This window comes from Allotamlana fucoidanivorans, assembly GCF_045788535.1.
GTDB classification, from domain to species: Bacteria; Bacteroidota; Bacteroidia; order Flavobacteriales; family Flavobacteriaceae; genus Allotamlana; species Allotamlana fucoidanivorans.
The window spans coordinates 1,896,771-1,912,643 of sequence record NZ_CP074074.1 but is presented as its reverse complement, the minus strand read 5'-3'; the positions used below and the strand labels follow the sequence as shown (position 1 = coordinate 1,912,643).

Genomic DNA, 15,873 nt, shown 5'->3' with positions numbered 1-15,873 from the left:
TAGGAAAAATTAAAAGTTAACTGTTATATATCTGAATACGCATTATGAACAGACAAGAACTCATATCAAAATGGCTAGACAACAACCTTACTAGTCAGGAATTAGAGGCCTTTAAAAACCTTGAAGACTATGATGATTTGGTGAAGTTAAACCAAAATCTGCAAGCTTTTAAAGCTGAGACTTATAACAGTTCTGAAGAACTTGTAAATACGCTCTCAAAAATTAAAAGTAAGAAGCAGCAGCCAAAACCATGGTTTAAACCTATGATGCGTATAGCTGCCATACTAGCTATTTGTTTTGGTTTATATTATTACACAACAACGTTAAACACAACCGTTTCAACTGAATTTGCTCAAAAAACCACTGTTGAACTTCCTGATGCCTCAAGCGTATTTCTTAATGCTAAATCTCATTTGGTATACAATAAAAAGAGGTGGAAAGATCATAGAGAGGTTAGTTTACAAGGAGAGGGCTTTTTTAAAGTGGCAAAAGGTTCATCTTTTAAGGTGAAAACAGAATCGGGAATTGTTCAGGTTTATGGCACACAGTTTAATGTAAAACAAAGAGAACATTATTTTGAAGTTATTTGCTACGAAGGATTAGTTGGTGTCACATTTCAATCTCATGAAACTAAGCTTACCCCTGGAGAAAGCTTTTTAATTGTTGATGGGAAAAAAATGGCTAAAGAAAAAGAAAATCGCATCATGCCTTCGTGGCTAAATAACGCTAGTGTATTTAGAAGTTTACCTTATAAAATGGTTGTTGCCGAATTTGAACGACAATACAATGTAGATGTTACCTTAATAAATGTTGACGCTGAAACATTATTTACAGGAAGTTTCTCTCATGACAACTTAGAGGTGGCTTTAAAATCTTTAACGCTCCCTCTTAATTTAAGCTATACAAAAACAGGTCGTAACATAACCTTAAAACGTGACTAATAAACGGTTTTTTTCTATCATTTCACTTTGTTTTTTATTGTATTCTGTTGCAACTATTAGTCAGAATACCAATAAGAAACAAGAAACACTGAGTTCTATTTTAAAGCGTTTAGAAAAGAAACATGGTATTCATTTTTCTTATGCTAATAAAACCATTGAAGGAAAACATAGTGCTTCATTAGATGAGCATTTAAGTCTTGAAGCCGCCTTGCAACGTCTTGAAACTGAAAATCAACTAAACTTTGAATGGCTAGATAACAAATTTGTAGTTATTCGTCCTTCAAAAAAAGATAAATCTGAATTTAAAATTCAAAATTTAGAAGAAGTTGTTGTAACCAATTATTTAACCTCTGGAATTACAAAACTCAACGACGGATCTATAACCATAAAACCGCAAGATTTAGGTATTTTACCAGGCCTTATTGAACCCGACGTATTACAAACTATTCAAGCCATACCAGGGGTAACCAGTGCCGATGAAAAAGTATCAAACATTAATATACGTGGGGGAACCCACGACCAAAACCTTTTTCTTTGGGATGGTATAAAAATGTACCAGTCTGGTCATTTTTTCGGGTTAATTTCTGCCTTTAACCCTTATACAACCAAACAAGTAAACGTTTATAAAAATGGGTCGCTTGCACAATATGGTGATGGGGTTTCTAGTATTGTTGATATGCGCTTATCCAATGATGTTGACAATGAGTTTAATGCTGGAGCAGGCTTTAATTTTATTAATGCCGATGGCTATGCTAAAATACCACTTTCCAATACTACCGAATTGCAAATTTCAGCGCGTAGATCTATCACAGACGTGATTAACACCATAACCTTTGAGCAGTACTCAAAACGTATTTTTCAGGATTCAGATTTTACTAAATCAAAAGGCAACGACCAGAGCATTTCAACCAATGAAAATTTTTATTTCTATGATGTTACAGCGAAATTTCTCTATGATGTTTCTCCAAAAGACAAATTGCGTTTTAATTTTTTGCACGTTGACAACAATCTTGATTATGACGAGCAATCTACCATAAACCAAAGGGATGAGGCTCTAAACAGTAAGCTTTCTCAGAGGAATACAGCCATAGGCTTAACGTATATTAGAGATTGGAATTCGCGACTCTCAACAACCAGTCAATTTTATGTTTCAAATTATGATTTAGATGCTACAAACCACGATATTATTAACAATCAACGTTTAATTCAAGAAAACGAAGTTTATGATGGTGCAGCAAAAATGGATATTAATTATAAAGTAAATAATCAACTCAATATAAATGGAGGTTACCAGTTTACCGAGGTTGGTATAAGCAATTTAGAAGACCTTAACAACCCGCCCTTCAGGCGTTATATAAAAGAAGTTATAAGAACACGCGCCATTTATACTGAACTAAGTTTTTTATCGCAAAATACCAAAACCAGAATCAATTTAGGCGGCAGACTAAACTACATAAACAAGTTTGATATGCTTATTCCTGAACCCAGACTAAGTTTTAGTCAGCGTTTTTTAAATCACTTCAGATTTGAAGTTTTAGGGGAATTTAAAAGTCAGACGACCTCACAAATTATAGATTTACAAAATGACTTTTTAGGCATTGAAAAACGCCGATGGGTACTAGCAAACAACAACAAAACCGTTATTACCAATGACAACCAAACCATTTTTCCTGTACCTGTACTAAAAAGCAAGCAACTCTCTGCAGGGGTTCACTTTAAGAAAAACGGTTTTTTGGTAAGTACGGAAGCTTTTATAAAACAGGTAAACGGTATTACCACCCGTAGTCAAGGGTTTCAAAATCAATACCAATTCGTTAACAGCATAGGAAGCTACCAAATTAAAGGGATTGATGTGCTCTTAAATAAAGAGATTAGCAATACCATAACAAGCTGGATATCGTACTCATATAGCAAGAACACCTATACGTTCTCAAATTTAAACCAAGGAAATTCTTTCCCCAACAACGTTGACCTTACGCACATTTTAAATATTGCAGGTAGCTATACCTATAAAAATTTTAAGTGGGCAGCGGGTTTAAATTATCATTCAGGAAAACCAATCACAAAACCCGATCCTAGTACACCTCCAGAAGACGGCATCATTACTTATTTAAGTCCAAATAGTAGTCGCCTTAATGATTATTTAAGAGTTGATTGCTCCATTATTTATAGTTTTAGTATTTCAAATGAAACAAAAGCCTCCTTTGGTGCTTCTATTTGGAACCTACTGAACAAGAAAAATATTTTGAACCGCTATTACACCCTAAATTCTGAAAACAATCTAAATCAAATTGAAAATGAATCACTTGGTATCACTCCAAATGTAAGTTTTAGAATATTTTTATAGATATAGTACCCTTCTAATAAGTTAAAAACTTGTTTTTTATCGAAAAAAATTAAGTTTGAGATACTTCAGCTATTCTTTTTCCTAATTTACCAAAAATTATAATATGGCATCATTAACCCCACTTGGTTCTAATTTAGATTTAAGAAAAGCTAAACATCTATTAAGACGTGCTACTTTTAAGTTTACAAAAGCGCAGCTGGATACTTTTGTAGGCATGTCAGCCTCTGATGCAGTTAACAGTTTAACAACAGCTCCTTCCAACATCTTATCAGAACCATACGATCCGTTACCAATAGAAGCTCCTGATGGCTTCTGGATCTCTTCGCCTGAACTTCCAAATTCATTTGAAGGTCAAGGCAGAAAACGTGCTCATATTGCAGGTTGGTGATGGTATAATGCCATACAGCACACTACCCTAAAACATAAGCTATCTTTCTTTTTACATACCAATTTTGTGGTTGGAAAAGATACGGGCGTTGGGGCAGCCACATATTTTTATGACCACCTAAACTTATTAGATTTTTATGCCTTTGGAAACCTAAAAACTCTAGCTAAAAAAATAACTTTAGACAACGGCATGCTTGATTATTTGGATAATACACAAAACAATAAAAACAATCCAAATGAAAATTATGCCCGTGAATATTTAGAGCTATTCACTATTTTAAAGGGCGAACAAATTGGACCAGGCAACTACACCAACTACACAGAAGTAGATATTCAGCAAGCAGCAAAAGTGTTTTCTGGTTTTAAAAAACGTCCTGAAAGAAGCGATATTGATCCAGACACTAATATACCCATGGGCTATGTTAATGTTAATCAACATGACAGTAAAGATAAAACATTCAGCAAAGCTTTTGGAAATAGAACAATAGAAGGAAAAAATACAGAAACCGAAATTTTTGAAGAATTAGATGCGTTTGTTGAAATGATCTTTGCGCAAGAAGAAACAGCTAAAGCGTATTGCAGAAAACTTTACAGGTATTTCGTAAAAAGTGACTGGAATAATGAAGTTGAAACAGATATAATCACTACACTAGCACAAATACTCATAAATAACAATTATGAAATATTACCCGTGGTAACAATCTTACTTTCCAGTGAACATTTTTATGATGCTGATGACAGTGATGCAACAGACAACATTATTGGCAGTATTATAAAAAGTCCGCTGCAATTATTATCAGAAATATGCACCATGTTTATGGTAAAATACCCCAACCCAACTACAGATGCGTTGCTATACTATAGAAATTTCTTTCTTAATTTCATTCATAACAGATATTTTCCAGCTGCGGGAATGGAGTTTTTTAATCCAGATGAAGTTGCTGGATACCCTGCATATTATCAGACACCAGGATATGATAGAAACTGGTTTTCATCAAACACCATAATTGGAAGATACAAACTCATTGAAAGTTTAATTGAAGGCAAAAACACCATTTCTGGAGGAAATATATATGCCCAACTAGACACAGTTACTTTTGTAAAAAACAACATACCAAATGCCTCCGACCCCAATTTATTAGTAACCGAAATTGCCAATTTACTTTATCCTGAAACTATTGATACTGATAGAACAGACTATTTTAAAAGGTTTTTAGTAGATGAAGGTTTTCCTGATTATTATTGGTCTGGAGTATGGTCAAGATATATCAATGATGGCGATGCAACAACAGTAAGAGTACGCTTGAACGCTTTAATTATTGCTATGGTCAATGCAGCAGAATTTCAACTAATGTAAACCTAACAATCATGAAAGTGAAAGCACTTAACAGAACACCAAAAATGAACTTATGAAAAGAAGGCATTTTATAAAACTATCATCTGTGGCATCGGCTATTGCTTTAACGCCTTTTGAACTACAAGGGGCAATGAAATCATTTATGCCATACGCCAACTGCCCTGATATTTCAAACAGGAAGCTGGTACTTATTAATTTGGCTGGGGCTAATGATGGTTTAAACACCATTATTCCGTTAAACCAATATGATATTTACAGCAATTTAAGACCAACAATAAAAGTTCCTAATTCTGGACCAGACAAATATATTAGTTTAGACAGCTCATTGCCTGACAACCAGCAAATAGGTTTAAACCCAGCACTTACCAGACTTAAATCATTATACGATAAAAGTTGGTTAAGAATCATGCAGTCTGTAGGTTATCCATCACAAAATAAAAGTCATTTTAAATCTACTGATTTGTATTTAACAGGAAATGATGGCAATAGTCTTTTAAATGGAACAGACACCGGTTGGATTGGTAGATTTATGGAATTGTATTATACTGACTTAATTGTAGAAAATTATCCACTTGCGGTTGAGATTGGTTCTAACAAAACATCATTAGGTTTTCATGCCGAAGAGGCGCACGGCCTATCCTTAAATATTTCTGGGCAAGACCCTGCTGGATTTTATTCTGTTTTAAGTGGATTGGGTGGCGTGCCACCTTCAAATATTCCTGATTCAGATTACGGTAAGCAGCTGGAGTTTATTACCAATACCGACGCCCTGTCAAACACCTATGCCGAATCTATTTCAAATGCGTTTAATTCTGGAAAAAATGATATTAGCTACCCTGATTCGGATTTAGCAAATCAATTAAAAACGGTAGCACGTTTAATAAGCGGAGATTTAGGTTCAAAAATTTACATGGTACGTATCTCAGGATTTGACACGCATAATGCACAAGTGCAAGGCCCAGGAGAAGCTATTGGAAAACATCATAGCTTACTCACTGATTTAGCCGAAAGCATGGAAGCCTTTATGAATGACATGAATAGCCAAAAATTAGCCGATGATGTAGTTGGCCTCACCTTTTCTGAATTTGGTAGAAAAGCAGCCGAAAACGGTAATTTAGGAACTGATCATGGCGAAATAGCACCCATGTTTGTTTTTGGCAAACCCGTTGAAGGTGGTGTTTCTGGAACTAATCCAGACTTAACCGAAGCCACCAGCTCAAACAACTTTCAAATACAAACGGTTCAATACGACTATAGACAAACATTTAGCACCCTACTGCAAAATTATCTTGGCGCTAATAATACCATAATTGATGCTACTTTTTTTAATCATACGATAAATGACAGTTTTGTCAATTTAAAAATAGATGATCTTTTAAAATCTGAGTTTGACATTTCAAAAGGCTGTATAGCCAGTACAAAAAACCTTTTAGCAGAAACCAAAAACTGGTTAGTATACCCTAATCCTTTCAGAGACCATGTTAATATTACCGGTATTAACAGAACTGAAACTCTCACTTTAAGCATATACAATGCATCTGGCATTTTGCTGTTAACCAAAATAGAGACCTTAGTTGATGGCAATGTAGCTCTCAATTTGTATAGTTTTAGTAACGGGGTTTATTTCTTTGAAATAAGTTCAGAAGGCACTAAAGAGATCCATAAAGTAGTAAAAATATAAACGGATTAATAACCCTAAAAAAATGCTCCAATTTAATTTCGTTTGAAAAACGTTTATAAAACCCATCTATTCTTTATCATAATCTCTTTTGGGTATACTCATGCCTCTATGATTTAAATAATAGATAAACACTATTTTAACAGACCCGACACATAAAGAATACACTGAAAACAATGGTGACTACTTACACATAAAAACTACGAAACTCCAGGTATACATTTGTAGAACAGAATTACTTAAATAACTGAATTAAAAATAGATGTCCCTTAAAAAAGCAAAATCGCCTTACACTATAGCTTATAGCAGTGCCACGTTATGGCCTAGAGGCAATATCAAAAACGAATCATAAGACATTACGTCTAACATGAGTTTCCGCTTGCTTTCTATATAACCTGTAACCATCATTTTATTTAAATAGCTACTTAAGCATTATTTTAGTAAAAGCGTTTTGTTTTATTTAAAATAATTACTAAATTGTAGTTGATTCATATCCAGATAATTGGAATTAACCCTTCTTAATTTAGGCTTAATAACTTTTAATCTTCATTAAAATGGCTACTTTTTCAAAACCCAGCATTATCTATGCGCTAGTTACTAGTTTACTAATAAGTTGTTTTATATCTGCTTGTAAGTCGGATAAAAAGGAGAACAAAACCGAAAACCCTAAAAAAGAAAAACCGAAACATATTGTTATTACAACTGAAAGTATGGATTTCAACATGCCAGATACAATTTCTTCAGGATGGAATACATTTGTTTACCAAAATAAATCACCGCAAACTCATTTTTTCATAGTTGACAAATATCCCGAAGGTAAAACTTCAAAAGATGTTGAAGAATTAATAGCTCCTATTTTTGACAAAGGCATGCAATTGATTATGCAAAATAAAGCAGAAGATGGATTTGCTGAATTTGCTAACCTTCCAGAATGGTTTAGCGACGTTGTTTTTCTTGGTGGTTCCGGACTTCTTTCTCCTAATCATACTTCTAGTACAACAATCCATTTAAACCCCGGAAAATATATTGTAGAATGTTATGTAAAAATGAGTAATGGTGTATTCCATACCTCCATGGGCATGGTTAAAGATTTGGTGGTTTCACCTGAAGTGTCGTTACTACAAGAGCCCATAGCAGATAAAACCATAAGCATTTCAAGTACCAAAGGTATTATCATTGATACTGAAAGTAGTATTACACCAGGAAACTACACATTTGCGGTTAATTTTGAGGATCAAATTAAACATGAACATTTTGTAGGACATGATATTAACCTTGTTAAAATTCATAACAATGCCGATTTAAAAGTGCTTGAAAACTGGATGAACTGGGCCAACCCCCAAGGGCTCATAGAACCAGCTCCAGAAAATTTCACTTTCCTTGGCGGTGTTAATGATATGCCTTCAGGACATAAAGGTTATTTTAAGGTTAATTTAGATGAAGGTCATTATGCCTTCATATCAGAAGTTCCAGATCCTTCAGGTAAAAATATGCTTAAAAGATTTCAGGTATCAAACTAATATACCAAGACAAAATATTTCAATTGCTACATACGACTTGGCACCTCAATACCCAATAAAGAAAAACTTTTTTTTATGGTATTGGCAACCACATAAGATAATTGTACCCTAAATGTTTTTTCTGTATCGTTATCAGCGCCTAAAATGGATACATTCTGATAGAACGAATTAAACTCTTTCACCAAATCATACGTGTAATTAGCAATTAAAGCAGGGCTATGGTTTTTTGCTGCATTTTGAACCACCTCAGGGAATAATTGAATTTGCTTCAATAATGCTTTTTCCTTGTCATGCAAACTCAAACCTTCAAAATCTGTTGATTCAATATTTAAATGACCTTTTCTTAGAATAGACTGAATTCTCGCGTATGTATATTGAATAAAAGGACCTGTATTACCTTGAAAATCGATAGACTCTTTAGGATCAAAAAGAATGCGCTTTTTAGGATCTACCTTTAAAATATAGTACTTAAGAGCTCCCAAGCCTATTGTTTTATAGAGTGCTTTCTTTTCTTCAATTGAATAACCCTCTAGTTTCCCTAATTCTTCAGAAATTTCTTCTGCCGTATTAGCCATATCATCAATCAAATCATCAGCGTCAACAACAGTTCCTTCTCTACTTTTCATTTTTCCGCTAGGCAAATCCACCATACCATAACTTAAATGGTAAAGATTTTTAGCCCATTCAAAACCAAGCTTCTTTAAAATTAAAAACAACACCTGAAAATGATAATCCTGCTCATTACCAACGGTGTAAACCATACCACCAACATCTGGAAAATCTTTTATACGCTGAATAGCCGTACCTATATCTTGAGTCATATATACCGCGGTTCCATCAGCACGTTGCACTATTTTTTTATCTAAGCCCTCTTCAGTCAAATCACACCATACAGAACCATCTGCTTCTTTTTGAAATACGCCCGATGCCAGCCCTTCAGCAACAAACTCTTTTCCTAATAAATAGGTATTGCTTTCATAATACAACGTATCAAAATCAACTCCTAAATTGTTATAGGTTTCATTAAATCCATCATACACCCATCCGTTCATTTTTTTCCAAAGTGCTACAACCGCTTCATCTCCTGCTTCCCATTGACGTAACATAACTTGAGCCTCTAGTAAAAGAGGAGCATTTTTCTTGGCATCATCGGTGGTATTGCCTTGCGCTACTAAATCTTCTATTTCCTTCTTATATTCTTGATCAAATTTCACATAATAATTACCCACAAGTTTATCACCCTTAAGCCCAGTACTCTTTGGTGTTTCACCATTGCCGTAACGTTGCCACGCCAGCATACTTTTACAAATATGAATACCTCTGTCATTTATAATTTGTGTTTTGTATACCTTTTGCCCAGACGCTTTTAATATTTCGGCAACACTATAGCCTAATAAATTATTTCGAATGTGACCGAGGTGTAAGGGTTTGTTTGTATTTGGAGAAGAATACTCCACCATAATTGCTTTTTCACCTTCTTTTGGTGTAACAAATCCAAATGAAGTTTCCCCTTTTATCTTATTGAAAATGCTTAAGTAATAGGCATCACTAATTTCAACATTCAAAAACCCTTTAACTACATTATAAGCTTTTACTTCTTCAACATGAGCCACTAAATATGCTCCAATAGTTTCTCCTATTTGAACAGGATTCCCTTTTATATAGCGTAACATTGGAAAAATCACCACCGTAATATCTCCAGCAAACTCTTTTCGCGTTGCTTGAAACTCTACAGATGCTAAATCAATATTAAAATCAGATTTAACCGCTTGTTTAACGTAATTTGATAAGATATTTTGAAGACTCATGTATCATGTATTTAAGCCTGCAAAGATAAAAAGATTTTTACTCTTTTTAGCTGCTAAATGGTGCTCTTATTGAAACCTAGCATTTTCTTCTTCTCAAATAGGACAAGACCTTAACCTTTAAACGCTTTTACCTATATCTATTACAAGACAACGAAAAACGTAAGAATAAAAAAAAGATAACATCATGATTTTTAATACATTAATTTTTTCAAAAACTCAGGATATTTCAACAGTGTATTTCATCGACAAAAATGCACTTTTTCTATGATTTGTGCCGTTCATCTATTCATCGATTTTTTGACTGATTTTTGGGTCTCATTTCGTCTAATTTATTGGTATTAAAACCTAAAAATTAGATTTTGAAAGTGCTTTTTCCAAATTTTGTTTAGTAATGCTATTACTGCCATGAAAATGGCCAAATAAACTAACTAACGATTACAGCTTAATAAAGTTCTCTTATTTTCCCTCAAAATTAAGACGCTTGTTACAGCTTTATTAAAATGTTGTAATTAAAACGTTGTATGAGGAGAATAATTACTTTAGTAATTTTACTATGTGCGTCTATCAGTTTTTCCCAAACTAATGAAATAGACAGCCTTGCTTTGGAACTTGCCTTTCAAGAACAAGATTCCATGAAGGTTGACACATCCTTAAAACTTATCAAATCACTTTATAACATTCAAGATTTTGATAGAGCCCTAAAATATATTATTGAAAGTGAAAAACTATCAAACCAATTAAAATATAATCAGGCTATAGCAGAAACAACCTATTACAAAGCCCTTATTTACGCCAAAAAAAATGACTACATTAATGCTATTAGTGGCTATGACAAAGCTAAAGCATTATACAAAAGTCTTAGTGACACGCTTGGCATTGCAAGAGTTAATAATAGCATTGGCCTCATAGAAATTAAGAGAGGGAACTACAACAAAGGATTGCAGTATGCCTTATCGGCTATTAAAGAACTAGAAAAAAGGCATCTTGTTCGTGAACTGAATGCATCTTACAGTAATTTGGCTAAGGCCTACTATAACATTAAAGCATATAACAATGCTATTCAGTTTTATTTAAAGGCTTCTGAAGCACAAGAACAGGTTAGAGACAGCACTGGAATGATTGAATCTTACAGTAGGTTGGCAGAGCTTTATTCGAATAAAAAAGAACACAGAAAAGCCATTGAGTATTACGAGCGCGTATTGGCAAGTTCTGCTTCAAAAAATGACTCGATAAGAGGCTTCATTCTTCCTAAATTAGGTGGGGAATACCTTCAGTTTAATGATTATGAAAAAGCCACCAAATACCTTGTTCAAGGGTACAATGTTAATTTCAGAACGGAAAACGAATCTGGATTACTTATAGCTTTAAACAATTTAGGGCATTTAAACATTCAACAATCTAGATTAAAAATTGCCGAAAAGCAATTGCTTCAAGCCGGAGAAATTGCCGAAAAAATAGGGAATGAACAAGAACTCCTTAAGCATTACAAATTAATGAAATCGCTTGATTCCATTAGACACAATTTTGATAGAGCGTTTGTTTGGCAACGCAAATATTATGAACTAAATAACCAACTGAAACGCCATCAAGTAAAAGTAGATGTTAATAACATTAATATCCCTCTAACCGATATTGACCAAGAACTTCCTACTACCTTACCAAAGGAAATAGAAAACAAAAACAACTTAAACGTTAGCCAATTTGAGAATAAATCATCAAACCATATTGACGACGAAAAAATTGGTAAGTTCAAATTAATCTTTTACGGCTTACTGGCTGCCTTAGCTATAGTTTCTACCTTTTTGATTTTAGTTTATTTAAAAAGGAATAGCAATATAAAATACATGCAGGAATTGGAAGAAAAAAACATTAAAATAGAACTTCAAAATGAAGCCTTCCAAGAACAAACAAAGCATCTTGAAAATGTAAACAATGTTAAGGATAAATTATTTTCTATTGTGTCTCATGACTTAAAAGATTCTCTATCTTCTATAAATGGTTTTATCGATTTATTGAAGGACGGCTCCTTGTCACGTGAAGAGTTTGACAATCTTATTCCTGAGTTAAGTGAAAATGCCAATAATGCCTCTCTACTTTTATTTAATTTATTGAATTGGTCTAAATCTCAAATGCAATCTTTAGACGCTAAACCTAGTTTGTTTGACATACAGGAGGTTTTTGAGAGTAAAGTAAGACTCATAGAACAGCGATTAGAAAACAAGGGTATTGATTTGGTTGACCATTCATTGCGTGATTTTGCCTATGCAGACCGAAGCATGATTGAAATAGTCATTCAAAACCTTTTAGCCAATGCCTTAAAATTTTGCAAAAAAGGTGATACCATTACTATTTCTAACCATATTAGCAATGGTAGCTGTATTTTAAGTGTTGCTGATACGGGTATAGGTATTTCTAAACAAAACTTAGAAAAATTATTTAAAAGCAATTCTTTTACAACAGTAGGAACCAATAACGAAAAAGGCACTGGTTTAGGTTTATCTATTTGTAAAGAATTGGTAGAACTTAATAATGGTAAAATTTGGGTTGAAAGTACACAAGGTGTTGGAAGTACGTTTTATGTGCAGCTACCAAAATCTAAACCATCTAGTGACTAGTTCTCTTTAGTTATTGTTTAGGCAAAAACACTTCAGCCATCATACATCTGGCACTACCGCCTCCACAAGCTTCAATAGTATCTAATGAACTAGACATAATTCTAGTATGCTTCTCTAATACAGCTATCTGATAATTTGACAAGCTATTATAAGCGGCCTGACTCATAATTAAATAACATCCATTTTTACCTTGTACTTGAAGCATGTTTCCTGCAAAATTATTGACCTGTTCTTCTGTAATATCAATAATTTCTTTTCCATCTTCCTTTAAATGCTTTATCACATTTTTTCGTTCTTTTTTGTCATCAATACTACTTAGACAAACCACAGCAAAGGTTTCTGCCACGCACATCATAACATTAGTGTGATAAATAGCCTTGCGATCCCCTTCAACGCTTTGATAGGCTGTAAAAATTACTGGGGTAAACTCAAAATCTTCACAAAACTCAATGAATAAATCTTCATCAGCTCTTGGTGACAATGCACAATACGCCTTTCTATTCACTCTATCTAGCACTACACTTCCTGTGCCCTCAAGGAAAACATCATCGTCTTCGGCACTCGTATAGTCAACAATATTATTTATTACAAACCCGCTGTTCTCTAAAGTTTCTAAAATATCTTCACGGCGCTCTAATCTTCGGTTTTCAGCAAACATAGGATATAATCCAACATCGCCATTTTCATGAAATGACACCCAGTTATTTGGAAAAATAGAATCTGGCGTATCGGTCTCCTTGAGGTCATCAACCACAATAACATGAACACCTATACCTCTTAATTTGTCCACATAGACATCAAACTCCTTTTGCGCTTTTGCATTTACTGTTTCGGGTAAGATATCATCTAAAACTTTTTGATAATAGTTATTAACTGCGGTTTGTTCATTCATTCTAAAATTAACTGGACGCACCATCAAAATGGCATTTGTAGTTTGTGACATATTAAGTAAAATTTCGCGTTAAATGTATGGCTATTTATCGAAATAGATTGTTATTATTACCGATAGAAATTGTTTACTTTTTTCTATCAATCACATAATTTACCATCAGTTCAAGCGAGGCTCTGAATTCAGATTTCGGGTAATCTTCTAACATCTGTAAGGCCTCCTTTTGAAATGCCTTCATTTTAGAAACAGCATAATCTAAGCCTCCATGTGTTTTCACAAAAGCAATCACCTCTTTAACTCTTTTGGTATCTTTATTATGGTTTTTTATAGAGTTTATCAACCATTTCTTATCCTCTTTTGAAGCTTGATTTAAAACATGTATTAACGGCAAAGTCATTTTTTGTTCCTTAATATCAATACCTGTGGGTTTCCCTATTTGAGTTTCGCCATAATCAAATAAATCATCTTTTATTTGAAAGGCCATACCAATAAGTTCTCCAAACTTTCTCATGTCTTCCACATAACGTGAACCAGGCTTAACAGAGGCAGCGCCTAAACTACAACAGGCCGCAATGAGCGTTGCTGTTTTCTGCCGAATGATTTCATAATATACATCTTCTGTAATATCAAGTTTTCGTGCTTTTTCTATTTGAAGTAGTTCACCCTCACTCATTTCACGTACGGCCACCGAAATAATCTTAAGTAAATCAAAATCATTATTATCAATAGACAACAACAGACCTTTTGATAATAAAAAATCACCAATTAAAACAGCTATCTTATTTTTCCAGAGAGCATTGACCGAAAAGAAACCCCTTCTGCGGTTGCTATCATCAACAACATCATCATGAACCAATGTTGCCGTGTGAATAAGTTCAATGACTGAGGCACCTCTATAGGTTCGTTCACTAACCTCTCCGTTAGCTACCATCTTTGCTACTAAAAACACAAACATGGGGCGCATTTGTTTTCCCTTTCGGTTAACAATATAATGGGTAATTCTATTAAGAAGGGCTACTTTACTAGACATTGAAAGTTGGAACTTTTGTTCAAAAAGATCCATTTCAAAGCCTATAGGTTGTTTTATCTGCTCTACAATTTTCAAATCAATGTATTATGACGTCAAATATAAAACTTAGAAGTTACATTTTAGGTTTTATTTGCTAATTGTCCGCAAGCCGCATCAATATCCTTCCCTCGGCTTCTTCTAACGGTCACTGTAATATGATTAGCCTCTAAAACACTCTGATACATATCAAGTACTTTTGAATTGGCCTGCTGAAACACACCATCATCAATAGGATTATATTCAATAAGATTTACCTTACTAGGCGCAAATTTACAGAACGCCACTAAGGCATCAACATCTTTTCTTTTATCATTTATACCATTCCAAACCACATATTCATAAGTAATTCTATTTTTGGTCTTAGCGTACCAATACTGCAAAGCTTCTCTTAAATCGCTTAATGGGAAACTAGCATTGAACGGCATAATAGATGTTCGTACCTCATCAATAGCTGAATGTAATGACACGGCTAATTTAAATTTTACCCCATCATCGGCCATTTTTTTTATCATCTTAGGCACACCCGATGTTGAAACAACAATACGCTTTGGTGACATACCTAAACCTTCAGGCGACGTAATTTTATTAATAGCCTTCAACACATTATTATAATTCATGAGTGGTTCTCCCATACCCATAAACACAATATTACTCAGTGGGCGGTTATGATATAGACGACTTTCTTGATCAATAACAACCACCTGATCATAAATCTCATCAGGATTTAAGTTTCGCATGCGTTTTAAACGTGCCGTTGCGCAAAATTTACAATCTAAACTACATCCTACCTGACTAGAGACACATGCAGTTGTTCTTGTTGATGTTGGAATTAATACAGACTCTACAATTAACCCATCATGTAAACGCACCGCATTTTTCACAGTACCATCTGCACTCCGCTGCATGGTATCAACTTTGATATGATTTATGACAAAGTTATTTTCAAGCATATTTCGCATTTCTTTTGAAATATTAGTCATATCTTCAAAACTATGCGCCGACTTTTGCCACAGCCATTCATACACTTGATTACCTCTAAAGGCTTTCTCGCCTTCCTGTAAAAAGAAATCTCTAAGTTGCTCCTTAGATAATGCGCGTATATCTTTTTTCTGTGTGGCCATAAGCGTTGTAAAAATAGTGAAAGCTAATTATTATTTTAAGAATATATTGTGAATTCAATACAAGCCTATTTTTGTGTTGAAGATTGAAGTATTACTGACATTCTTCTGTATAGGACTATTTAAGTACAAGACTTACTATAA

At 33.9% G+C, this 15,873-nt stretch carries 11 protein-coding genes; 7 read left to right on the top strand and 4 right to left on the bottom strand.

The window, feature by feature from the left end:
* Positions 1–44 precede the first annotated feature (44 nt).
* The 6 genes from KFZ70_RS08735 (at position 45) to KFZ70_RS08710 (ending at position 8,230) form a co-directional block, all read left to right on the top strand.
* On the top strand, positions 45–941 hold the full coding sequence (locus tag KFZ70_RS08735; protein ID WP_139695176.1) for a FecR family protein: 897 nt from the start codon (positions 45–47) through the stop codon (positions 939–941).
* Entirely contained in the window at positions 934–3,288 is a 2,355-nt protein-coding gene (locus tag KFZ70_RS08730) for a TonB-dependent receptor plug domain-containing protein (protein ID WP_139695177.1), read from the top strand. Before KFZ70_RS08735 ends, KFZ70_RS08730 begins: the two co-directional genes overlap by 8 nt.
* A gap of 103 nt (positions 3,289–3,391) precedes the next feature.
* Positions 3,392–3,676 carry a hypothetical protein gene (locus KFZ70_RS08725; RefSeq protein WP_139695178.1) on the top strand — a complete coding sequence of 95 codons (285 nt, stop codon included), beginning with the start codon at positions 3,392–3,394 and terminating at the stop codon, positions 3,674–3,676.
* A 66-nt stretch (positions 3,677–3,742) separates the two neighbouring features.
* Complete coding sequence (locus KFZ70_RS08720; RefSeq protein WP_233243999.1) at positions 3,743–5,032, top strand: DUF1800 family protein; 1,290 nt, start codon at positions 3,743–3,745, stop codon at positions 5,030–5,032.
* A 52-nt stretch (positions 5,033–5,084) separates the two neighbouring features.
* On the top strand, positions 5,085–6,713 hold the full coding sequence (locus KFZ70_RS08715; RefSeq protein WP_139695180.1) for a DUF1501 domain-containing protein: 1,629 nt from the start codon (positions 5,085–5,087) through the stop codon (positions 6,711–6,713).
* 551 nt (positions 6,714–7,264) lie between these two features.
* Entirely contained in the window at positions 7,265–8,230 is a 966-nt protein-coding gene (locus KFZ70_RS08710) for a hypothetical protein (RefSeq protein WP_139695181.1), read from the top strand.
* Positions 8,231–8,256: 26 nt separating this feature from the next.
* Here KFZ70_RS08710 and argS read toward each other — a convergent pair whose 3' ends face one another.
* Positions 8,257–10,038: an arginine--tRNA ligase gene (gene argS, locus KFZ70_RS08705; RefSeq protein ID WP_139695182.1), complete on the bottom strand. Its 1,782-nt coding sequence runs from the start codon at positions 10,036–10,038 to the stop codon at positions 8,257–8,259.
* 521 nt (positions 10,039–10,559) lie between these two features.
* Between argS and KFZ70_RS08700 the strand changes: the two genes are divergently transcribed.
* The gene (locus KFZ70_RS08700; protein ID WP_139695183.1) at positions 10,560–12,653 is read left to right on the top strand and encodes an ATP-binding protein; all 2,094 of its coding nucleotides are present in this window, start codon (positions 10,560–10,562) and stop codon (positions 12,651–12,653) included.
* A 10-nt stretch (positions 12,654–12,663) separates the two neighbouring features.
* Here the strand turns inward: KFZ70_RS08700 and ctlX are convergent, their stop codons facing one another.
* The 3 genes from ctlX to rlmN form a co-directional block, all read right to left on the bottom strand.
* Complete coding sequence (gene ctlX, locus KFZ70_RS08695) at positions 12,664–13,596, bottom strand: citrulline utilization hydrolase CtlX (protein WP_139695184.1); 933 nt, start codon at positions 13,594–13,596, stop codon at positions 12,664–12,666.
* Positions 13,597–13,669: 73 nt separating this feature from the next.
* On the bottom strand, positions 13,670–14,647 hold the full coding sequence (locus tag KFZ70_RS08690; protein ID WP_139695185.1) for a polyprenyl synthetase family protein: 978 nt from the start codon (positions 14,645–14,647) through the stop codon (positions 13,670–13,672).
* Positions 14,648–14,691: 44 nt separating this feature from the next.
* Positions 14,692–15,732, bottom strand: coding sequence for a 23S rRNA (adenine(2503)-C(2))-methyltransferase RlmN (gene rlmN / locus KFZ70_RS08685; protein WP_139695186.1), 1,041 nt, complete (start codon positions 15,730–15,732; stop codon positions 14,692–14,694).
* Positions 15,733–15,873 lie beyond the last annotated feature (141 nt).